The sequence below is a fragment of the Actinoplanes utahensis genome, from assembly GCF_016862455.1.
Classification (GTDB): domain Bacteria; phylum Actinomycetota; class Actinomycetes; order Mycobacteriales; family Micromonosporaceae; genus Actinoplanes; species Actinoplanes utahensis.
On sequence record NZ_BOMZ01000090.1, the window covers coordinates 12,424 to 34,204 of the forward strand.

Sequence of the window (21,781 nt, forward strand, 5' to 3'; positions counted from 1 at the left end):
CAGGACCGTCCCAGCCTGCGGGAACGGCTCGGCGGGTAAGCGTGCGGTAAGCGGCCGCCCCGACCATGTCGATCGCTGGGCACGGCGACGGGGCGGGGGCTACGACGGTGATGGTGTCGATCGGCTTGCTGGGACCACTGGACGTACGGCGGGGGACCGCGGCGATCCGGATGTCGGCGGGCAAACCACGGATCGTGCTGGCGTACCTGATCACACACGCGGGCCGGACCGTCACCGTCGACGACCTGACCACCGAGCTGTGGGCGGGCTCGCCGCCACCGTCGGCGGTCGCCAACATCCGCACCTACATCGCCGGGCTGCGGCGTTCGCTGGGATCCACGCTGGCCGCGATCGTGGTCCACCCCAACGGCTACCGGCTGCAGCTCGCCGACGACTGCCGGCTCGACCTCGACGAGTTCCGGGCGCTCGTCGGGCGGGGCCGTGCCGACGCCGCGGGCGGGCAGCCGCACACCGCGATCGGGCATCTCGACCGGGCGCTGGGGATCTGGCGCGGGTCGGCCCTCGAAGGGCTGCGGGACGGGCCGGTGCTGAGCACGTTCGCCGCCGTGCTGGAGGAGGAACGCGTCCAGGCGGTCGAGGAGGCCGTCGACGCCCGGCTGCGCGCCCGGCGGTTCGCTGAGGCGGTGCCGATGCTGCGCCGGCATCTCGAGGAGAATCCGCTGCGCGAGCACGCGTACGCCCAGCTGATGACCGCGTTGTACCACTCCGGTGACGTGTCCGGCGCCCTGGCGGCCTTCGGGGCGGCCCGCGAGCAGCTGAGCACCCACCTCGGGATCGAGCCCGGCCGGGCCCTGAGCGGCCTGCACCTGGCGATCCTGGACCGCAGCCCGGTGCTGGACGCCGAACCGCGGGAGACGAGCCGGATCACGGCCACGGAAACGCTCGTCACACCGTTCCTCACGCCGCCCGCGGTCGCCGGTTTCACCGGCCGGGACACCGAGACGGGGTACGCCGTACGAGCGCTGACCGCCACGCCCCGCGACGCCCTTCCGATCGTGGCGGTGTCCGGGCTCGCCGGGTCCGGCAAGACCGCCCTCGCGGTGACCGTCGCGCACCGCGTCCGCGCCGCCTACCCCGACGGCCAGCTGTATGCCGACCTGCACGGCGACAGTCCCGATCCGGCGACGCCCGGCGAGGTGATCGGGCAGTTCCTGACGGCGCTGGGCGTACCGGCCGCCCGGTTCCCGGACGGCCTGTCCGACCGCACCGGAATGCTGCGCAGCGCCCTCGCCGGCCGGCGGATCCTGATCGTGCTCGACAACGCGGCCGACGCCGCCCAGGTCCGTCCGTTGCTGCCGGGCGCCGCCGACTGCGGGGTGCTGGTGACCGGACGGTCCCGGCTGTGCGCCCTGGACGGCGCCCGGTTCATCGCCCTCGCCGGCCTGCCAGAACCGGCCGCGGTCGCCCTGTTCACCGAGGTCCTCGGCCGCCCGGCCGGCGCGGAGGAGGCCGCGGTCCGGGCGATCGTCCGGTCCTGCGACCGGCTGCCGCTGGCCGTCCGGATCGCCGCGGTACGGGCCGCCGGCCGGCCCGGGCGGCCGCTGGCCCTCCTGGCCGCCCTCCTGGCCGACGAGACCACCCGCCTGGACACGCTGCGGGCCGGTGACCTGGACGTCCGGGCCCGGCTCACCGGCGCCTACCGGTCGCTGCAGGCGCCCGACCGGCGACTGTTACGGCTGCTCAGCCTGCAGCCCGGCCCGGACGTGGCCGCCGGTGTCACCGACCGGCTGGACGCCCTGGTGGACGCCGGCTTCCTGACCGAGACCGGTCCGCAGCGCTACCGCGTCCACGGCCTGGTGCGCGCCCTGGCCCGGGAGTCGGCCGACGGGTCCTCCATCAGCCGGACCGCGATGCCCAGCACCCGGTCGGCCGGGAAGTAGCCCACCTGTTTCGAGTCGTAACTGATCTCGCCGGCGTCGCCGAGCAGCACCAGCGCACCGTCCGGCACGATCCGCTCCCCGGCGAGCGCGGGCACCCGGCCCTCCGGCACCGGCTCCCCGGCGACCGCGGCGACCCGTTTGATCAGCCAGCGGCGGCCGGAGATGCCCGCGGCCAGCGGGGTGGTCGTCCACGCGCCCTGCTCCGGGGCCTCGACGGCGACGACGTCCCCCGTCCGAATCGACGTCGTCGCCCGCCGCACCAGCACCCGGTCACCGGACCGGAACGCCGGCGCCATCGACGAACCGGTCACCCGGACCACCGCGTGCCGCCGCCGCGTCCACACCAGCACGGCCACGGCCACCGTGGCCGGAACCGTGAGCCACCAGAACGTCACCCCACCTCCACCTCCTCCCGGTAGCCGGCCGCCTGCAGCGCGAACAGCCGCGCGTACTCGCCGCCGGCCGCGACCAGCGCGTCATGGCCCCCGTGTTCGACGATCGTGCCGTCACCGAGCACGACGATCGTCTCCGCCTGGCGGATCGTGCTCATCCGGTGCGAGATCAGCAGGCTGGTCCGGCCCCGCCGGTGCTCACGCAGCCGCTCGTGCACCTGGAACTCGGCCTCGGCGTCCAGGCCGGCGCTCGGCTCGTCCAGGATCAGCAGGTCACCGTGGTCGCGCAGCAGCGCCCGGGCCAGCGCCACCCGCTGCCACTGCCCGCCGGACAGCACCACCCCGGTCCGGGGATCGTCACGGTCGGCGGCGTCCAGGAAGATCCGGGTCAGCAGGGTGTCGTAGCCGTGCGGCAGATCCCGCAGGAACGGGTCGCAGCCGGCCCGCCGCGCCGCCGCCGTGATCCGCTCGGCGTCCTCCAGGGCCGCGAGGTCACCGACCCCGATGTTCTCGGCCGCGCTCAACTCGTACTCCATGAAGTCCTGGAAGACGACCGCCAGCCGGCGGCGCAACTCGTCCACGTCGAACTCGCGCAGATCCACGCCGTCCCAGGTGATCGTGCCGCGGGACGGGTCGTAGAACCGGCACAGCAACTTCACCAGGGTGCTCTTCCCGGCCCCGTTCAGGCCGACCAGTGCGGTCGACCGGCCCGCCGCGATGGTCAGGTCGACACCGGCCAGCACCCACGGCAGATCCTCGCGGTAACGGAACCAGACATCCCGGAACTCGATGCCGTGCCGCAGCTCCGGCACCGCCACGGTCCGGCCGGTCGGCGACGGCTGCAGATCCGGGCCGGTGTCCACGACCGCGCAGTAATGACCGAACATCAGCAGCGCGTGATGGCCCATCCCGGCCGAGCTGAACACCGCCGCCAGCGCGCCCTGCACCCCGGCGACCGCCGCGACGAACACCGCCACGTCCCCGACACTGAGCCGGCCCTGCCGCGCGGCCACCACCGCCCACACCAGGCCGCCCCCGGCGATCACCGCGCCGGTCACCGCCAGCAGCGCCTGCGCCCGCAACTCCCGCCGGTCCGCGCCGCGCTGCCCGGCGTCGATCGCCCGCAACTCGGTCAGCATCCGCCCCCGGAACAGGCTGCCCAGACCGAAGAGCCGAACCTCCTTGATCGCCCGTACGCTCGTCAGAAGGCCCGCATAGAAGATCTCCCGGCGGCCCGCCGCGCTGAGGTCCCAGCTCACCCGGGCCCGGTCGCGGCTCATGTTCAGCTCCGCCCACAGGGTCGGCGCGGACCCGGCGACCACCACCAGCGCCATCCACGGATTGAGCATCGCCAGGGTGCCCAGAAAACCGGCGATCGTCAGCACGCCCTGCCCGGCGCCGAGAACACTGCTCACCAGGTCGGCCGGACCGCTGGTGCCGTGGGCCGCCATCCGCAGCCGGTCGTGGAAGGCCGCGTCCTCGAACCGGGCCAGCCCCGCCAGCCGGCCGATCGCCCCGAACAGCCGATCCTTCGCCGACAGCGTGACGGACCGGCCGATCTGGGCGTCGACGTACCCGTTGACCTGCGGCAACATCGCCGCCGCCACCCCGGCGAACGCGAGCGTGAGCGCGGGGCCCAGCAGCGGCGCCGCCGGGTCCCCGATCCGGTCCAGCACCGTCCGGGTCAGCCAGGCCAGCGCCACCGGGATCAGACCGGCCGCCACCACCAGCACGATCCGGGCCAGCAGCCGGACCGGCGAGACCCGCCAGACGTAGCGCAGGGCCTGCAGCGTCAGCCTCATGCCGCGGCGGGAACCGGCAGCTCGGTCATCACCAGGCTGCTCGCCGCCACCGTGCCGTCCGGGTCGACCAGCAGGAACGACGGGAACCCGCGGATCGCGAACGCGTCCGCCACCGCACCGTCGGACGCCTCCTGCACCACCCGCGCGACCGGCGACAGCTCGGCCACCAGCGGCTCCGCCCGATCCGGTTTCCCGACCACCACGGCCAGGACCCGGGACGGGTCGGCGAGGTCGTTCGCGTACGCCAGGAACGACGGCATCCGCTCCTCGCACGCCGAGCAACCGGGGGAGAAGAACCCGACCAGCGTCTGCCCGGTGAACGAGGCCAGGGAGACCGCCCCGCCGTCGTTCGCGGTCGCCTCGAACGGGGCCGCCACCTGCCCGGCGGCGAGCATCAGCGGGCCGTCCGGGCCGTGCGCGTCCGCGGCCTGCCGGGCCAGCAGCTCGGAGTGCTTGCGCAGCCGCCGGATCACGCCGAAGGACAGCAGAAGGTTGACGATGCCGAGCAACCCGGCGAGGGTGACGGCGGCTGCCAGATAGGACATGATTCTCCTTGTTCAGGCCGTGATCAGGTGGGCGATCTCGTCGAGATTGATGAGCAGCAGGGCGGCTACCGCGCCCGCCGCGACGGCCAGCACGACCACCGGGCCGGGCTGGTCCGCCGGCGCCCCGGCGAGACCGAGCAGCGCGGTCGCGAGCAGCAGCACGTTGCGGACCACGGCGGCCCGGCCCGGCGGGGCCGACGTCGCGCCGAAACAGCGGCACGGCTCGGTCGAGCCGCGGCGCCGCATCACCACGATCGCCCCGGTGAACGCCGCCAGCAGCAGCGCCGCCAGACCGAACCCCCACCGGGCGGTGACCGGCACCGCGACCGCCGCCGCCACCGTCACCTCCGCGCCCACCACCGTCACGGCGAGTGGCCCGGCCAGCGTTTCCGGGACCGGCAGGCCGCGCGACAGCGACAGCCGGAACTCCCGGAATCCGGCCGGCCGCAGTTTTCCGCCCGCAGCCACGACGAACGTCACCACCAGTAATGCCTGGCAGGCCACCGACCAGTCCACGACGAGCTCCCTTCGAGGAGTCCGACCGTAGGTCCGCGGGATACAGCCGGCCTACAGCCGCCGCGATGTATCGAGCACGTACGCCGCCTGTAGCGGTCCGGCCTAGGTTCGGCTGGCCGCAGACGACTGCGGTGCGTGATCGCAACTCGACACGAGGAGAACCATGCGCCGAATCAGCACCCTCGCCGACCGCCTGCTCGCCCGCTTCGTACCCGAGGTCGAGGCCGCCGCGGCCTGCACCCCGGGGCAGTTCTGGGGCTTCTGCTACTGCAACGCCGACGGCGTCCTGCGCTGCCGCAGCTGCCAGCGGCTCGCCAGCTGCGACGACCGCTGCTCCAGCACGTACACCAAGGTCGGCCTCTGCTGATCTGACCCCCCAGCAACCGCGGCGGACACGGGCGCCCCGTGTCCGCCGCGGTTTGTCGGACTTCTCTCCATCCGCCTGCCGAAGTGTGCTCATCGGGCCCGATCGGGTCATCCCCGGAGCTCGCCGCGCGGTTACATTCGTCCGGCACCGCGTTTCACGGGAGTCGACGCATCATCACGCCCGGGGGGGAACCATGCGCATCAATCGTCACCGGAGAGCCGCCGGGGCCGCCGCGGTCGCCACGGCACTCGCTCTCGTCGCCGCCCAGCCGTCGCCGGCCGCCGCGCACACCGTCGCGCCCGACGCCGTGTTCGCCAAGATCCTGGTGAAGCAGGTCACCGGCGCGCACGCCAAGAAGCACCTGGACGCGCTGCAGGCGATCGCCACCGCCCACGGCGGCAACCGCGCGGCCGGGACACCCGGCTACGACGCCTCCCGCGACTACGTCGCCGACAAGCTGCGCCGAGCCGGTTACCAGGTCACGCTCGACCCGATCGACTTCGTCCGGGACTGGACGGAGAACAACCCGCCCACGCTGAACCTGACCGCCCCCGGCGGCAAGGTGTACGTGCCGAACCAGGACTTCCTCACCTTCCAGCCGTCACCGCCCGGCGACGTGACGGCACAGGTGCAGGCGGTCGACCTCACGCTGCCGCCCACCCCGGCGCCGACCTCCACGAGCGGTTGCGAGACCAGCGACTTCGACGGCTTCGTCGCCGGGCGGATCGCGCTCATCCAGCGCGGCACGTGCGGGTTCGCGACCAAGGTGCGCAACGCCGGGTTCGCCGGGGCCTCCGGGATCATCGTCTTCAACGAGGGGCAGCCCGGCCGGACCGACGCCTACCCGCTCGACATCGGCGAATGGCGGGCCGCGATCCCGATGGTCTTCGCCGACTTCGCCGTCGGCAACGAGCTCGCCGCCACACCCGGCGCCACCGTCCGGCTCAAGGTCGACGCCACCCTGACGCTCGGCACCAACCACAACGTGATCGCCGAGACCCGGTTCGGCAACCCGAACAACGTCGTGATGGCCGGCGCCCACCTCGACAGCGTCCCCGAGGGCCCCGGCATCAACGACAACGGCTCCGGCACCGCCGCGGTCCTCGAGACCGCCCTGCAGATGCGGCACTTCCCGGTCCGCAACAAGGTCCGCTTCGCCTTCTGGGCGGCCGAGGAGATCGGGCTGCTCGGCTCCGACCAGTACGTCGAGGAACTGACCACGGCCCAGCGGGACCGGATCAAGCTGTACCTGAACTTCGACATGGTCGCCTCACCCAACTACGCCTACAAGCTGTACGACGGCGACGACTCCGACGCGACCGGCTCACCGGCCGGCCCGCCCGGCTCCGCCCAGATCGAGAAGCAGCTGGCCGCCTTCTTCGACGCGCGCGGCCTCGGCCACGTCGGCGCCGACTTCGACGGCCGCTCCGACTACGGCCCGTTCATCGCCGTGGGAATCCCGGCCGGCGGCGTCTTCACCGGCGCTGAAGGCATCAAGACCCCGGAGGAGCAGGCCCTGTTCGGCGGGACCGCGGGCGCCTCCTACGACGGCTGCTACCACCAGGCCTGCGACACCATCGGCAACGTCGACCTGACCGCCTTCGACGTCAACGCCGACGCCATCGCCGACTCGGTGGCCCGGTTCGCCTTCGACACCACCGCCATCCCCTGACCGGCACGGCCTCCGGTGGTGTCGTCAACCCCTTCACCACCGGAGGCCGCCGCCAGTCCGTGCCGGCTGACGACTGAAATGCCCGAGGGATCTCCGCCGCCGCGACCGCCTGCCCGCAGCGCGGCCACCCGCACCAGCCGGCGCCGCCCGCCACGACGCCGATCGACCGAGGGGATCAGCGCGCGTCCGGGAAAGTGGCCGACGTGCGGCAGTGATGCGAATCGGGTTCGCGGATGCGGCTCTCAGATCAGTTCCGGTACGGGTCCCTCGTGCACGGCGCGGTAGACGGTGTTGCGGATCGTGTTGGCCTCGGCCGAGGTGAGGGTGCGGTCGATCGGCCGGAGGAGGATCCGCAGGAGGATGTTGACCTGGCCGGGACGGGTTCCCAGCCGGGACCGGGCCGCCTCCGGCAGCGATCCGTGCGGGGTACGGCTGAGCAGCCCCACCGATTCGACGACGTCCGCGTCGTCGCCGAGCGCGGTCCGGATCCGGTCGCCGAGGGTCTCCTCGTCCTCGTCGTCCGCGACGACCACCGAGATGTCACGCCGGGCCGGCGGCAGCGGCGACACGTGCCGCCACGGTTCCAGGTCGAGCATCTGACCGGCGATCCGCGGGTCGGCGGCCCGCAGGTACCGGATGTCGGGGATGGATTTACGCAGCATCAGCGCCCGTTCGAGGCCCATGCCGAGCGCCGGCCCGGACCAGCGTTCCGGATCGAGCCCGGAGCCGCGGAGCACGCCGGGATGGATGTGCCCGCATTCGGCGAGTTCCAGCCACTGTCCGCCGTGGCGCACGTCGATCTGCCGCCCGCCGACGGTGTACGGGTGGGTGACGTCGGTGACCCGCCACTCCGCGCCGGGCAAAACCGCGTCCACCACCAGGCCGATCATGTCCAGCAGGTCCCCGGGTTCGGGTGTGCTCCGGATCCGCCAGAGATCCACCTGATGGGGTTCGCCGACGTGGTGCCGGTCGACCACGTCACGCCGGTAGGCCAGCCCCGCCGCGACGATCAGTTCGTCGACGCCGGCGCGCCCCGCGTAGTCCTCGAGCGCCGGAGGCAGCGCGGCGCTGGTGTGGCTGCGCAGCATCGTCGACGGGCTGACATAGCGGGTGTAGCGGCGGGCCCGGGTGACGTCCCCGGCGTCGTACCCGAGCCGGTCGTAGTTGTCGCGGACCCGCACCACCGGCGAGTCCCGCACGTATCGGACGGTGCCGCCCCAACGGCCGCGCAGCGCGGCGACGACCGTGTCGAGAAGGAGCTGGATCGCGTGCGGGCCCTGCGCCGGATCGGTCAGATCGCGCAGGCTGAGCGCACGGGTGAGCTGTTCGGAAGTCAGATGGTCGGGGTGTGACATGAGGAGATCTCCAGACGATGGCGGGCGGGCGGGGGACGTTCGTCTTCCCCCGACCGCGCCCGCGGAGATCCGGTGCGGTCAGCGCACGCCGGTGCCCCCACGGCCGTCTCCCGGCCGGGGGCTCCGAAATCGCTGCTGCCGATCCACGTCCCGAGGCTATCGGCCGGCCTCGCCACCGCGCGAAGTGTTTTCCGGCCGGCGCCCTGGTCGCCGTCCGGAAGTCGCTGCCGTCGATGATCAGTGCGGTGATCGTCCGCATGCCGCTCCTCCCACCGGATCGGCGCGCCGCGAGGAGCGTCGCCGGAATACGTGCCGGTGCCCGAACCGGGTGGAACCCGACGTGATGACGCCCTCGTGATGACTCATCCGCGGGTCAGCGCAGGGCCGGCGCCGTGGAGGTGTGGGTGAGATGGACGCCGGGGAGGGCGGTGAGCCCGCCGGAAAGGATCGCGTTCAGCGCGGTGGCGGTGGGTGGGCGCCGGCCCAGCCCGACGGCGTACTCGTGCAGGTCCGGGCCGGTGGCGAACGGCCGCGGCCAGGCCTGCGCGTCGGTGACGCCGGCCTCGTCGAGGGCGGTCAGCAGGGCCCGCACCCGGCCTCGGAACCGGCCTACGGTCTCCGCGAACGGCTCGCCGGGCACCGGCCGCACGGTCAGCACCGTCCACGCCCGGTGCCGCCGGTGCGGCGGTGTCGCCGGCCGGCCCTCCCACGACTGGTACAGCTCCTCGGTCAGCAGGTCCCGGATTCCGGCGGTGACCTGCGTGGTGCAGCTGCGGACCGGGGCGGAGGGCGTCAGGACAGTGAGGGGGTACGCCGTCGCGGGCACCGTGGCGACGCCGGTGAGCGTGACCGGTTCCGCCCAGTTCCAGGCCGCCCAGGCGCCGCAGAAGTGCCGCAGCAGGTCGGCCGGTGGCAGGTCACCGGCGTCCAGGGCGGTCCGGGCCGCCAGCACCGTCCACGCCAGGCCGGGCAGCCCGCCGAACGGCGCCGAGTCGAGTCCCTGCAGCCGTGCCCAGGCTTTCACCGCCCGGGCCAGGCCGCGGAAGCCGGGCGCCCCGGACGTCGCGGCCAGCACGGCCTCGGCGTCGGACACGGCGCTCAGCGCGACGGCCGACGGTTCGCCGAGTTCCGCGCGCCTGGTCACGGCCTCGGCCACCGGGATCTCGCCGGTACCGACGGTGACCAGGTCGACGGCGAGGCCGTCGCCCCGCAGCCGCAGGCCGGGCACGCGGGCGCCGGTCACCGGACGGACCGACCAGTGATCTCCGGCCGCGGCGGCGACCCGTTCCGGCACACCTGTCACGTCGGGGAGCACGGCCACCAGGTCGAGGTCGGCGCCGCGCAGGTCGCAGCCGAGCCGCCGGGACCCGACCAGGTGCACGACTCCGTCGGCGAGCGCGTCGCGCAGCACGCCGATGATCCCGGCGGTGTCGGCCGCGGCGGGTGCGGGCGCTTCCGGGTCGGGCATCGGTTCCGCCGGCGCCGTCCGGGTGGCCGGGCGCGCACCGGCGGTCGCCTCCGGCGTCGCACCGATCGTCACGTCCACGACCACACCGAAATGATCGGAGGCGAGAAGACCGTGCCGGGGTACGTGGCCGAGCAGCCCCGCCGCCCGCACGGAGAGTTCCTCGCCGCGCAGCAGCACCCGATCCAGCCGGGCCGGCTGCCTGGCCGGCGATCCGATCGCGGCGAGCGGGTTGCGGGCCGGGTCGAACGTGGCGGTCCGGTCGCCGGGACCGTGCGCCTCGATCCACGCGTCGCGCAGCCCGAGCCGGCGGGCCGCGGTGTCGCCGTCGTCGTTGACGTCCCCGGCCACCACGACCGGCACGTCCAGGCCGGTCAGCCCGGCGGCGAGGCTCGCCAGTTCGGCGTCTCGCCGTTGCGGGCCGTCGGCGGCGTGATCGCTGGTCAGATGCACGGCGGCCACCACCACCGGGCCGTCCACGGTGATGGCGGTGACCTGCTTGTACCGGCCGAGCCGGTGCCGGGCCGCCTCCCGCACCGGAACCCGGCTGAGCAGCAGCACCCCGCTGTCGTCGACGTCCCGGCCGACCGGGTCGGTGAACAGCGTGTACCGATCGCGCACCCAGCCGGTGGCGAGCAACCGGTCCAGGAGGTCGCGTTCCACCTCCTGGAGCGCGATCACGTCGGCGTCGGCGTGCTCCAGTTCGGCGATCAGCAGCGGGCGGCGGCGGGCGGTGCCGATCCGGTCGGCGTCGTACCGGTCCCACAGCGTGTTCCAGGTGACCACCCGCAGCGTGGTGGCCGGCCGGCCCGGGCGCGGCTCCGCGGGGACCCAGCCGTCGATCTCGTGCCAGGCGTGCGGGGTGCGGGCGGTGAAGTACGGGGCGCTGAGCAGGCGCCGGGCACGGACCTGCCCGGCCGGCGACGAGCCGACCCGGTCGACCCCGGTCGCCCGGTCCCACACCCGCTCGCCGTCGGCCTCGATGAACAGCACCCGGTGCCAGGGGATGTCGCCGCCGGGCACGAACGCGGGAAGCGGCACCCGTTTCGGCTCGGCCGCCCGCACCTCGACGCCGACCATGAACCGGGCCGGGTCGAGGCGGGGATCCCAGCGCACCCGGTGATAGATCTCCTCACTGGTACGCATCGGGCGACCGTACCCGCTCAGGACAGCGGGGGCAGCCCGAACACCTCCGACAATCCGGTCACCTGGATCGCCTTCAGCACCGGCGGCGACGGGTTGATCAGCGTCACGGTGATGCCGGCGCCGGCGGCGGCGTTGCGGACGCTGACCAGGGCCCCCAGCGCGTACGAGTCGATCAGGGTCACGTTCGAGACGTCGATCTCCAGCAGCCGGTAGGAGGAGGCCTGCGCGGCGGCCGTGAGGTTGTCACGCACCTCGTCGGCATCCCGCAGATCCAGTTCCCCGGATAACGCGGCACGCAGGGTGACGCCATCGTTGCTGGTCGCGTACATGATCAAAGCACTGGCGGACATGTCCTCGACCGTAACGGTGATCGTGCCGAACCGCCCCTCCCCGGCACTGTCGAAAACCGGCAACCGGGCGGCACCGGTACGGGTACTCGACCGGCAACCCCCGCCCTGGAATCTCTTTCACATGCCCGGCGGACATGCGCCGGACAGACCGGGGGAGAGATTTTTTGCGACGTGCCAAGCTGCCGATGTTCCTGACAGCTCTGACCGCCGTGATCGCCACTGTCACCACCGTCGTGGCGCCGAACGCCGCCGCCGCGGCCGGTAAGACCTGCACCACCGATGCCAAGCTCGTCCCGTCCTGCAACGTCCTCTGGGGCGGTGCGGCCGGTGGTTTCACCAGCAAGCCGCGCGACCTGGAGCACCGTAACTGGGAGAAGCTGAGCGGCCGGACCGCGACGATCTTCCACACGTACCACAAGGGCGACGAGCCGTTCCCGACCAAGTCCGAGATCGCCATGACCCAGGACCCGGCCAAGCCGCGGGTGCTGCTGCTGAACTGGAAGATCGCGTACGGCTCGAACTGGGCCAAGGTCGCCCAGGGTCAGCAGGACAAGCGCATCGACGCGTTCGCCAAGCGGATCAAGGCGTACGGCAAGAAGGTCTTCCTGGTCCTCAACCACGAGCCCGAGAACGACGTCGTCGCCAAGCGCGGCTCCGGCTGGGAGGCGAAGGACTTCGCCGCCATGTACCGCCACACCATCCAGCGGCTGCGCGCCCAGGGCGCCGGCAACGTGGTCAACGTGATGGCCTACATGGGCAACGAGAAGTGGATGGCGCAGTCCTGGTGGAAGGACCTCTACCCGGGCGACGACGTGGTGGACTGGATCGGCCTGGACTCCTACGTCTCGGTCGAGAAGGGCTACTACCACTACGGCACGTTCGCGGACCTGCTGGACCGTAAGCCCAAGGGCGGCGGCCTCGGCTTCTACGCCTGGGCCACCACCAAGCACGCCGGCAAGCCGATCATGATCGCCGAGTGGGGCGGTTACCACCGCATCGGCAAGACCACCGACAAGTCCGCGGTCTACAACAGCGTCCTGTCGCAGCTGGTCAAGCGTCCCGCGATCAAGGCCATCGTGCACTTCGACACCAAGAACGACGACCAGGGCAACCGCGACATCAGCATCGACAGCACCAAGGCCGGCCTGGCCGCCTTCCGCAAGCTGGCCGCCAACCCGATCTTCAACGTGAAGCTCGGCTGACCCACCGCGTTCGGCGAGCCGCCATCCCATCCGGGGTGGCGGCTCGCCGCGTATGCCCGTCAGGGCTGCGGCGCGGACAGGCGGATCCCCACCCCGCGGACGGTGTGCAGGTAGCGCGGCTGCGCGGCCCGTTCGCCGAGTTTGCGCCGCAGCCACGTCACGTGCACGTCAACGGTCTCCAGCGACCGGCTCTCCGGCCACACGTCGTCGAGCAGCTGACGCCGGGTGACCACCGTCCCGGTCCGTTCCATCAGATAGGCGAGCAGGTCGAACTCGAGCCGGGACAGCTGCAGCGGCGTGCCGTCGAGCGCGGCGGTCCGCGCCTGCCGGTCGAGGGTCAGCCCGCCGACCGTCAGGCCGGCCGCCGGGCCGCCCCGGCCACGGCGCAGCATCGCCGCGATCCGCGCCTCGATCTGCTCGGCCGAGTACGGCTTGACCACGTAGTCGTCGGCCCCGGCCCGCAGCAGCCGGATCATCTCGCTCTCGGCCTCCCGGGCGGTCGCCACCACGATCGGCACCTGCGAGGTGGCCCGGATCCGGCTCAGCACGGCCGCCCCGTCGAGGTCGGGCAACCCGAGGTCGAGGACCACGACGTCCGGCGGCCGGGCGGCCACCTCCCGCAGGCCGTCCAGCGCCGTCGCACACAACCGGACCACATGGCCGGTCGCGGTGAGTAACCGACCGATTGCCTGACGGACGTCAGCGTCGTCTTCGATCACCAGCACCTGAGGCATTGCGCCAGCGTATCGGTCATGCAGAATGTGCCGATGATCCGGAGCTGGAGATATCTCGCGGGATGGCTCGCTGTGACGGTCACCGCGGTCGGGGTGTCCTGGTTCGGCGTCCGGCTCGGTGTGGCCCCGGCGCTCACCGACGAACCACCGGTCGCCATCGACGCCGACCGCCGCTACACCGAGATCCGTTTCGGCGTCGACGAGACCGTACCCCCGCCCTCGCCGCCGACGGTCTCCCCGTCGGCGAGACCGTCGGCCGGACCGTCGGCCGGATCGTCGAAGGCCACACCGTCCCGCACCACCGCCACGCCCAGCCGTCCGGCCGTCACCAGCCCGGCCGCCACCGTCCCGGCGAGCGTCACGCCGAGCCCGTCGCCGTCGGCCGTGGACCGGCGGCCCCGCTACCGGGTCACCGCCGACGGCGGGTCGATCGTCGTCGCGTACTCGGCGACCCGGGTCGACATCGTCGACGCCGACCCGCAGCCCGGCTACACCGCCTCCGGCGCCCGGCGCGGCGACACCGTCGTCGTGGCGCGGCTGTCCGGGCCCGGCCACACCTCGGTGATCACCGCCTACTGGAGCGGCGGCCCGGCGGCACAGGTCATCGAGGAGTACGGGTCCTGACGGATCGACCGTTACCGGTCCGATAGCTGTCCTTCCGGTGCCCTTAAGGAACACCCGGCGAGACTTCCGCGGCGTAAGAGATCGACGACAGCCTTGGGAAGGATCGTCAGTGAGGCGTTCCCGCAGCAGAAGGGCGCTGCGCGTCACCGCGTTGAGCAGCGCCACCCTGGTCGTGCTCGGCCTGGGGGCGGCGTACAGCGCCGGCTACTCCGGCATCGGCGAGATTCCGGAGCCGGACTTCTCCGACGGCGGCGCCACCAGCGCGGCGGCCGCGGCCGACCAGTACGTGACCGGCACGTCCACCGGTTTCGCCAAGGACCCGGACGACACGTACACCCGCCAGTCGGTGACCACCACGGCACGCGGGCTGAACTACGTGAGCTACACCCGTACCTACAAGGATCTTCCGGTCTTCGTCGGCGGCGACGTCGTCGTCGTGACCGACGCCAAGGGCACCGTCAAGGGCGGTGCCGCGACCGGCGAGGTCTCGGTCTCCACGACCCCGAAGGTGACCCCGGCCACGGCGCGCGAGGTCGCGCTGGCCGAGCACCCCGGCAAGGTCTCCGGCGAACCGAAGCTCGGCATCGTCGCCGGTGAGGGCCGGGACCGCCTGGTGTGGGAGGTCGTCGTGGACGGCGACACCAGCCGCGCCCACGCCTACGTCGACGCGCGGACCGGCCGGTACGCCGGATCCTGGGACGAGATCAGCGCCGGCGCCGGGCACGGCCACTACAGCGGCCAGGTCACGGTCGGCACCACCGCCGGCGCCGGCGGCTTCGAGCTGCGCGACCCGTCCCGCGGCAACATGCGCACCCTCGACGACACCACCGGCAAGGTGCTCACCGACGCCGACGACAGGTGGGGCAACGGCGCCGGCCGGGACATCCCGAGCGGCGGCGTCGACACCCAGTACGCCGGCGGCGTCCTCTGGGACATGCTCAAGACGAAGTTCAACCGCAACGGCATCGACGGCAAGGGCGGCACGGCGGCGATGTACGTCGGTCTCGCCGACGTCAACGCCTACTACAGCTGCGCGGGTACGGGCGACGCGAGCCGCGACCAGACCAAGTACGGCCGCACCAGCGACGGCGCCCGCCAGGTCAACTCGATCGACGTGGTCGCGCACGAGCTCGGCCACGGCGTCTTCTGCCACACTCCCGGCGGCAGCCGCGGCACCACCAACGAGACCGGCGGCCTGAACGAGGCGACCGGCGACATCTTCGGCACCCTGGCCGAGCACTTCGCCGCGAACCCGAACGACCCGGCCGACTTCCTCGTCGGCGAGGAGGTGAACCTGGTCGGCCGCGGCCCGATCCGCAACATGGCCGACCCGTCGGCCGCCGGCGACCCGGACTGCTGGTCGGCGAAGATCCCGACGACCGAGGTGCACTCCGCGGCCGGCCCGCTCAACCACTGGTTCCACCTGCTCGCCGAAGGCTCCGCGCCGGCCGGCAGCACCTGCGACGGCAGCACGGTGACCGGCATCGGGTTGTGGCCGGCCGGTGAGATCTTCTACCACGCGCTGCTGCGCAAGACGTCCGGCTGGACCTACGGCAAGGTCCGCAAGGCCACCCTGGACGCCACCCTCGCGCTGCACCCGGGCCGCTGCACCGAGTTCGCCGCGGTCAAGGCCGCGTGGGACGCCGTCAGCGTGCCGTCCCAGGGCGACCCGGCCTGCACGGTGACCGCGCCGCAGCCGGCCCCCACCGCGACCACGCCCACACCCACGCCGCCGGTCTCCCCGTCGTCGTCGGCCCCGGTCCCGTCCGCGTCCTCGTCCGGCCCGGCCGCCGGCGCGGTTCCCGTCGACATCGACAGCGCCGCCCTGCGCGCCGACATCGCCGAGTTCGCCCGGATCGCGCAGGCCAACAACGGCAACCGCGCCCACGGCAGCACCGGCTACAAGGCCGCGCTCGACCACCTCAAGCAGCGCCTGGACGCGGCCGGCTACACCACCCGCGTCCAGCAGTTCACCCACGGCGGCAAGACGGGTCACAACCTGATCGCCGATCTGCCCGGGCGTGGCGACCCGAACCGGGTCGTCATGCTCGGGGCGCACCTCGACAGCGTCACCCAGGGCGCCGGCATCAACGACAACGCCTCCGGCTCGGCGGGCATCCTCGAGGTCGCCCTCGCCTACGCCGCCTCCGGCGCCAGCGGTGACAAGGGCATCAGGTTCGGCTGGTGGGGCGCCGAGGAACTGGGCCTGGTCGGATCGAAGGCGTACGTGTCCTCGCTGAGCGCCGCGGAACGCGCCAAGATCACCGGGTACCTGAACTTCGACATGATCGGCTCGCCGAACCCCGGCTACTTCGTCTACGGGGACGACACCCGGGGCGCCGCCATCGCCGCCGCGCTGAAGGCCGGATTCACCGCCGAAGGCATCGCCTCGGAGAGCACCGACATCGACGGCCGCTCCGACCACGCCTCCTTCAAGGCGGCCGGCATCCCGACCGGCGGCACCGCCACCCTCAGTCTCGCCCCCACGATGAGCGCGGCGCAGGCCGCCAAGTGGGACGGGCAGGCGGGGCAGCCGTACGACCCCTGCTACCACGCACGATGCGACGGGGCCGCCAACATCGACCACGACGCCCTGGACACGCACGCCGACGTCGCCGCGTACGCCGCCTGGTCCCTGACCGGGGTGAAAGCCCCCTCCGGGGCGACGCCGACCCGGGTGGAGAACACCTTCGACTTCGCGATCAAGGACCGCTCCGCGATCGAGTCGCCGATCACCGTCCAGCGCGCCGGCCAGGCCCCGGCCACCCTGAAGGTCGAGGTCGACGTCCGCCACGGCTACCGCGGCGACCTGCAGATCCACCTCATCGCCCCGGACGGCACCGCCTACTCCGTCAAGAAGGCCGGCCGCTTCGACAGCGCCGACGACGTACGGCTCAGCACGACCGTCGACGCCTCCGCGGAGCCGGCCTCCGGCACCTGGCGACTGCGGGTCCGTGACCTGTACTCCGGCGGCACCGGAACCCTGGACTCCTGGGCCCTGACGTTCTGACCAGCGCATCCCGGGCGCGCCCCCGCTGGTGGGGCGCGCCCGGCACGGCTATGGTCGGCGGTCCGATGAGACGAAGCTACGTACTGGTCGCCCTCGCCGTCACCACGCTGGTGGCGCTGGCGTTCGTGATCCCACTGGCCCTGCTCGTGCACAGCGCGGTACAGGACCGGGCCATGCGCGAGGCCGAACGCCAGGCCCTCGGCCTGTCCGCCGTCGTGGTCGTCGCCACCGACCGCGACCTCGTCCTCACCTCGATCATGAGCACCCGCGCCGGGCAGAACGGCGAACTCGCCGCCCACCTGCCCACCCTCGGCACCGTCGGCGTCACCCGCGCCGGCGACGCAGCGGTCGCCCGGGTCCGGCAGCGGCAGACCGCCGGAACCATCGCCGTCGACGACGGCCGCGTCTACCTGCGCCCCGTCGCCCTGCCACAGAACCTGATCGCGGTCATCGAGGTCTACGTCCCCGGCACGTCGCTGCGCGCCGGCGTCGGCACCGCCGTCCTGGTCCTGCTCGGCGAGGCGATCGTGCTGGTCGGGATGTGCATGTTCCTCGCCGACCGGCTCGCCGCCCGGATCGTCCGCGCCACCCGCGACCTGGCCCGCACCGCGACGAGCCTCGGAGCCGGGCGACTGCATGCCCGGGTACGCCCCAGCGGGCCCCGCGAGATCGAAGAGGTCGGCGCCGCGCTGAACCTGCTCGGCGACCGTTTCCTGGAGCTCCTCGCCAAGGAGCGCGCCCTCGCCGCGAACCTCTCCCACCGCCTCCGCGTCCCGCTGACCGCGTTGCGCCTGAACGCCGAGGCCCTGCCCGCCGGCGACGACCGGGACCGTCAGCTCCGCGTGGTCGACCGCCTGGAACACGAGATCAGCGCCGTGATCAGCGAGGCCGGCCGGCCGCTGGCCGCCCGCCCCCGCCTGCACTGCGACCTGGGCGCCGTGGTCGCCGACCGGACGGAGTTCTGGGGCGCGCTGGCCGAGGATCAGGGCCGCCCGTGGCACGCCGGCCCGCCGCCGGAGGGCATCGTCGTCCCGGCGGCCTGGTCCCGGGTGACCGAAGCCCTGGACGTGCTGCTCGGCAACGTCTTCCACCACACCGGCGAGGACGCCGCCTGCCGGGTCACCGTCACCCGGCTGACCGGGCCGGCCGCCGTCACCGATCCCGCCGGGCCCGCCGCCGAGCCGGCCGAGTTCACCGCCGTGACCGCCTCCCAACCGGCCGAGTTCACCGCCGTGACCGCCTCCCAACCGGCCGAGTTCGCCGCCGGGCCCGCCTCCCAACCGGCCGAGTTCGCCGCCGTGACCGTCGACGACGCCGGACCCGGTTTCGCCGACCCGGAGGCGGCGCTGGCCCGCGGCGCCTCCGACGCCGACTCCACCGGCCTGGGCCTCGACATCGCCCAGCGCCTGGCCACCGACACCGGCGGCACCCTCACCATCACCCGGAACGAGTGGGGCGGGGCCCGGGTGGTCCTGACCCTGGGCCTGGTCCCCGCCGACACCCCCACGGCGACCCCGTCCCGGAAACGCCGCTGGTGGCGCCACCTCGCCGGCGTTCACACCCGCCCGTAGGAACGCTGTCTCGACCGGGTCTGTTCTCATCCCGCCGGGAGGAGGCCGCGGTCGGGGACGACGAGCTTCGATGGCGGTCGGTGATCCGACTGGTCGAGCGCGTGCGGGCCGGCAGGGTCGTCGTGGTCATAGGACGGTCGGCTCGGACATGACGGGTCAGGACGATGAACGCTCTACCCAGAGATCGTCGAGGAGGAGCCGGCGCCGCAGTTCAGTCCATGCCTTGCCGGCTGCTTCGGCCACCGTCTCCGCGGGGGTGCCGGGCCGGCTCCGCACGATGATGCGGGCGGTGAGTATGCCGGTGCCCTCCGGCGCGGGGTTGACGAGACGGCCGACCGCGACGACCCCACTGAGCCGGCGAAGGGCGGCGAATAGGCCGACAGACCCTGCGGGCCGACGTGGAGGAGACCGAAATCTCGGTTTCATGGTGGGCGCCTCGCGGGCCCGGCGGCAGCCAGCCCACCGACACCCGGGGCCTCGCAGACTCCGGGGATGGAGTCGGATCTGCGGATACGTGCCGGCGGTGACGGTGAGCCGCTTTTGCTTCTGCTGCACGGACTGGGCGCCACCGGTGACGTGTGGTCCGGGTGGTGGCCGGAGCTGACGGAGCACTGGCCGGGCCGATGGGTGGCGCCGGATCTGCCGGGGCACGGCGGGTCGGCGCCGCCGGGGGAGTACACGTTCGGCTCCCTCGCCGAGGCGGTGCTCCCGCTCGTGGCCGGCAGCACCCGGACCGTCGTGCTCGGGCATTCGCTCGGCGGGGTGGTGGGTCTCGCGCTTGCCGCCCGTCACCCGGTGGCGGCGGTGATCGGGCTCGGCGTCAAGGTGTCCTGGAGCGACGAGGACCTGCAGCGTGCCGGGGCGCTGGCCGAGCGGCCGGTCGCCTGGTTCGACTCCCCGGACGAGGCGGCCGCCCGGCATCTGCGGGTGTCCGGGCTGGCGGGGCTGCTCACCCCGGACGATCCGGCGGTCCGTGCCGGGATCCGTGAGGTGGACGGCAGGTGGCGGCTCGCGCTCGACCCGCGGGCTTTCGGGGTCGGCGCGCCGGACATGGCCGCCCTGGTGCACGGCTCGCCGGCGGCCGTCCTCCTGGCCCGTGGCGAACTCGACCCGATGAACACCGACGAGCAGTTGAAGGGCCTCGGCGTACGGACCGTCACGCTGCCCGGCCTGGGCCACAACGCCCACGTCGAGAACCCGCGGGCGTGCCGCACGCTGCTGGACCTCGGAGCAACGGCGGGTTCGTCACCGTGAAGCGGGAGCGGGTCTGATCCGGGCGGTGGCGTAGCCGTCCCACGGGATCGCCTGGCTCATCGCCGGGACCGTGGCCAGTTCCAGGGCGAGTTCGCCGGCGGGCGCGGCGGCCGCCTGCCGGAAAGCGAACCGGTAGGTGGCGCTGCGCCCCGCCGCGGGCGCGGTGACCCGCACGCTGAACGTGCCGGGCCCGGTGGTCACCCGGGGCCAGGCGGCACCGGCGCGCCGCAGACCGTCCGGCGCGGTGAAGGTGAGGACGATCTGCCCGGGGTGGGCTCCGCGGCGGTGGGTGGCGGTCACGGCGAGGGTGCCGTACCGGTATCCGCCCGTCGCCGGGCCGAGGACCAGGTCGCCGGTGGTGAGGCCGATGGCGGTCACCCGCCGGTTCAGCGGCATCCGGGCCGGGCCGCTCACCTGGGTGAACCGGCCGCCCCGGAGGGCGTACCCCCGGGTCTGCCAGGTCTGTGGGGTCCGGTCGGCGCAGCACCGCTGGTAGTCGGCGACCCGCGCGGTCACCCGGCCGGATCCGTCGACGCGGACGCTCGTGTCGCGGATGTCGCGGACCTCTCCGGTCGTCGCGGCCACCCGCCCCCGGGAGACGATGGCGCCGGAGGCGTCCCGGTCGTAGGCGACGATCTGTTTGCTGCCGCCCTCGATGAGGCAGCCCAGCACCGCGACGGTCTCGTCGGCGCCGTCGTGGTCGATGTCGCCGTGCGCGGCGGACAGGACGGTCAGGAACTCCCCGTACGGCGGCCGGCCGTCGGGAACGGGTTTCGGCGTCACCGGCGCCTCGCCGCCGCGGAACCGCAGCCGGCCGGAGGGGCATCGGAGGCCGTCGGTCGGCCAGGGTGGCACGTCCAGTGTGGCCTCCCGCAGCGTGGCCAGCGAGATGCGGCCACCCGGCGGGGGCGGCGCCGCATGGGCGGCGGGTGGGACGACGGCGAAGGGCAGGCATGCCATGAGGGCGACCGCGGGGGAGAGCATCGAAGACTTCATCGTTGAGACATTTTGCCCTTACTCCCACCATTACCGACAAAAATTCACCCATCTTCGGTACGCCGTCAGAAGCGCGACATCAGTCCGGGCCTCCCAGCGGTCAGATAGTGACCGCAATCGGCGGCAGGATGGAGGTATGACAGCCACGTGGAAGATCGAACTCATCCCGGTGCCGGTCAGCGACGTCGACCGGGCCAAGGCGTTCTACGAGCGGATCGGCTTCGTCGTCGACCATGACCACCGGGTGCACCCCGGCCTGCGGTTCGTGCAGCTCACCCCGCCCGGCTCGGCCTGCTCGATCGCGATCGGCGACGGCCTCACCCAGCGGCAGCCGGGCACGCAGGAGATCCAGGTGGTGGTGCCGGACGCGCACGCCGCCCGCAAACAACTGGTGGAGTCCGGCGTGGAGGCGAGCGACGTCGACGTGCAGGCGTGGGGCAGTTTCGTCCACTTCACGGACCCGGACGGCAACAGCTGGTCGCTCCAGGCGATCGAGACCCGCCCGAACGGCTAGGACCGGGACGGACGACGCGTCGCCCGCCTCCGGATCGGAAGACGGGCGACGTCGGCTTCGTCGTGCGGGCGGGGACTACGGGGCGAGCATGTTCAGGATCGCCATCCCGAGTCCCGACACGGCGATGAAGGAACCACCGCCCCAGCTCAGGGCCACCGGCTCGGAGCAGCCACAGTTCCTGGCCGTCCGCTCCGCCAGCAGGCCGACGACGACCCCGCACAGCACCACGATGACCACCAGCGCGATCTTCAATCCGGACACCATGCCGCACTCCACTTCCTCACGGGCCACCCCTGGGCCCCGGCGAACGTTCGCGGAGCAGGAGAACGCCTGTGGCCGCCCGGTGGCGGACCGCGGATCGAGGG

At 73.1% G+C, this 21,781-nt stretch carries 19 protein-coding genes; 9 read left to right on the forward strand and 10 right to left on the reverse strand.

The window, feature by feature from the left end; genetic code table 11:
* The first annotated feature begins 125 nt into the window (after positions 1-125).
* Positions 126-1,901 carry an AfsR/SARP family transcriptional regulator gene (locus tag Aut01nite_RS32065; protein ID WP_161790624.1) on the forward strand — a complete coding sequence of 592 codons (1,776 nt, stop codon included), beginning with the start codon at positions 126-128 and terminating at the stop codon, positions 1,899-1,901.
* On the opposite strand, the gene Aut01nite_RS32070 is transcribed toward Aut01nite_RS32065, so the two are convergent.
* From Aut01nite_RS32070 to Aut01nite_RS32085, 4 genes are read right to left on the reverse strand one after another with little or no spacing between them, the layout of a single operon-like run.
* Positions 1,799-2,296, reverse strand: coding sequence for a S26 family signal peptidase (locus Aut01nite_RS32070; RefSeq protein WP_043524538.1), 498 nt, complete (start codon positions 2,294-2,296; stop codon positions 1,799-1,801). The two genes, Aut01nite_RS32065 and Aut01nite_RS32070, sit on opposite strands and share 103 nt — an antisense overlap.
* Positions 2,293-4,095, reverse strand: coding sequence for an ABC transporter ATP-binding protein (locus Aut01nite_RS32075; protein ID WP_043524537.1), 1,803 nt, complete (start codon positions 4,093-4,095; stop codon positions 2,293-2,295). Before Aut01nite_RS32075 ends, Aut01nite_RS32070 begins: the two co-directional genes overlap by 4 nt.
* Entirely contained in the window at positions 4,092-4,640 is a 549-nt protein-coding gene (locus tag Aut01nite_RS32080; protein WP_052163624.1) for a TlpA family protein disulfide reductase, read from the reverse strand. The genes Aut01nite_RS32075 and Aut01nite_RS32080 overlap by 4 nt, the downstream gene beginning before the upstream one ends.
* A 12-nt stretch (positions 4,641-4,652) precedes the next feature.
* Positions 4,653-5,156, reverse strand: coding sequence for a MauE/DoxX family redox-associated membrane protein (locus Aut01nite_RS32085; protein ID WP_043524536.1), 504 nt, complete (start codon positions 5,154-5,156; stop codon positions 4,653-4,655).
* Positions 5,157-5,319: 163 nt separating this feature from the next.
* Between Aut01nite_RS32085 and Aut01nite_RS43855 the strand changes: the two genes are divergently transcribed.
* Complete coding sequence (locus tag Aut01nite_RS43855; protein WP_043524535.1) at positions 5,320-5,523, forward strand: hypothetical protein; 204 nt, start codon at positions 5,320-5,322, stop codon at positions 5,521-5,523.
* Positions 5,524-5,716: 193 nt separating this feature from the next.
* Positions 5,717-7,195: a M28 family metallopeptidase gene (locus Aut01nite_RS44455; RefSeq protein ID WP_043524593.1), complete on the forward strand. Its 1,479-nt coding sequence runs from the start codon at positions 5,717-5,719 to the stop codon at positions 7,193-7,195.
* Positions 7,196-7,437: 242 nt separating this feature from the next.
* On the opposite strand, the gene srmL is transcribed toward Aut01nite_RS44455, so the two are convergent.
* From srmL to Aut01nite_RS32110, 3 genes are all read right to left on the reverse strand, one after another.
* Positions 7,438-8,550, reverse strand: a complete 1,113-nt coding sequence (gene srmL, locus Aut01nite_RS32100; RefSeq protein WP_043524534.1) for a PheS-related mystery ligase SrmL — start codon at positions 8,548-8,550, stop codon at positions 7,438-7,440.
* A gap of 373 nt (positions 8,551-8,923) precedes the next feature.
* Entirely contained in the window at positions 8,924-11,161 is a 2,238-nt protein-coding gene (locus Aut01nite_RS32105) for a poly(A) polymerase (RefSeq protein ID WP_043524533.1), read from the reverse strand.
* A gap of 17 nt (positions 11,162-11,178) precedes the next feature.
* Positions 11,179-11,511 (reverse strand): STAS domain-containing protein, encoded by a 333-nt coding sequence (locus Aut01nite_RS32110; protein ID WP_043524592.1) that lies wholly within the window; start codon positions 11,509-11,511, stop codon positions 11,179-11,181.
* A gap of 164 nt (positions 11,512-11,675) precedes the next feature.
* On the opposite strand from Aut01nite_RS32110, the gene Aut01nite_RS32115 reads away from it, so the two are divergent.
* Positions 11,676-12,713 carry a glycoside hydrolase family 26 protein gene (locus tag Aut01nite_RS32115; protein ID WP_236642663.1) on the forward strand — a complete coding sequence of 346 codons (1,038 nt, stop codon included), beginning with the start codon at positions 11,676-11,678 and terminating at the stop codon, positions 12,711-12,713.
* 59 nt (positions 12,714-12,772) lie between these two features.
* On the opposite strand, the gene Aut01nite_RS32120 is transcribed toward Aut01nite_RS32115, so the two are convergent.
* Positions 12,773-13,438, reverse strand: coding sequence for a response regulator transcription factor (locus Aut01nite_RS32120; RefSeq protein WP_043524591.1), 666 nt, complete (start codon positions 13,436-13,438; stop codon positions 12,773-12,775).
* Positions 13,439-13,465: 27 nt separating this feature from the next.
* Between Aut01nite_RS32120 and Aut01nite_RS32125 the strand changes: the two genes are divergently transcribed.
* From Aut01nite_RS32125 to Aut01nite_RS32140, 4 genes are all read left to right on the forward strand, one after another.
* On the forward strand, positions 13,466-14,071 hold the full coding sequence (locus Aut01nite_RS32125) for a hypothetical protein (protein ID WP_152628654.1): 606 nt from the start codon (positions 13,466-13,468) through the stop codon (positions 14,069-14,071).
* Positions 14,072-14,237: 166 nt separating this feature from the next.
* Entirely contained in the window at positions 14,238-17,081 is a 2,844-nt protein-coding gene (locus Aut01nite_RS32130) for a M28 family peptidase (protein WP_043524590.1), read from the forward strand.
* A gap of 65 nt (positions 17,082-17,146) precedes the next feature.
* The gene (locus tag Aut01nite_RS32135; RefSeq protein WP_161790623.1) at positions 17,147-18,652 is read left to right on the forward strand and encodes a sensor histidine kinase; all 1,506 of its coding nucleotides are present in this window, start codon (positions 17,147-17,149) and stop codon (positions 18,650-18,652) included.
* Between the two features lie 492 nt (positions 18,653-19,144).
* Positions 19,145-19,906 carry an alpha/beta fold hydrolase gene (locus Aut01nite_RS32140; RefSeq protein WP_043524530.1) on the forward strand — a complete coding sequence of 254 codons (762 nt, stop codon included), beginning with the start codon at positions 19,145-19,147 and terminating at the stop codon, positions 19,904-19,906.
* Here the strand turns inward: Aut01nite_RS32140 and Aut01nite_RS32145 are convergent.
* The gene (locus Aut01nite_RS32145) at positions 19,898-20,902 is read right to left on the reverse strand and encodes a hypothetical protein (protein WP_152628653.1); all 1,005 of its coding nucleotides are present in this window, start codon (positions 20,900-20,902) and stop codon (positions 19,898-19,900) included. The two genes, Aut01nite_RS32140 and Aut01nite_RS32145, sit on opposite strands and share 9 nt — an antisense overlap.
* Positions 20,903-21,038: 136 nt before the next feature.
* Here Aut01nite_RS32145 and Aut01nite_RS32150 point away from each other — a divergent pair, with 136 nt between their 5' ends.
* Positions 21,039-21,416 (forward strand): VOC family protein, encoded by a 378-nt coding sequence (locus Aut01nite_RS32150; RefSeq protein WP_043524528.1) that lies wholly within the window; start codon positions 21,039-21,041, stop codon positions 21,414-21,416.
* A 75-nt stretch (positions 21,417-21,491) separates the two neighbouring features.
* On the opposite strand, the gene Aut01nite_RS32155 is transcribed toward Aut01nite_RS32150, so the two are convergent.
* Positions 21,492-21,680: a hypothetical protein gene (locus Aut01nite_RS32155; protein WP_043524527.1), complete on the reverse strand. Its 189-nt coding sequence runs from the start codon at positions 21,678-21,680 to the stop codon at positions 21,492-21,494.
* Positions 21,681-21,781: the final 101 nt, after the last annotated feature.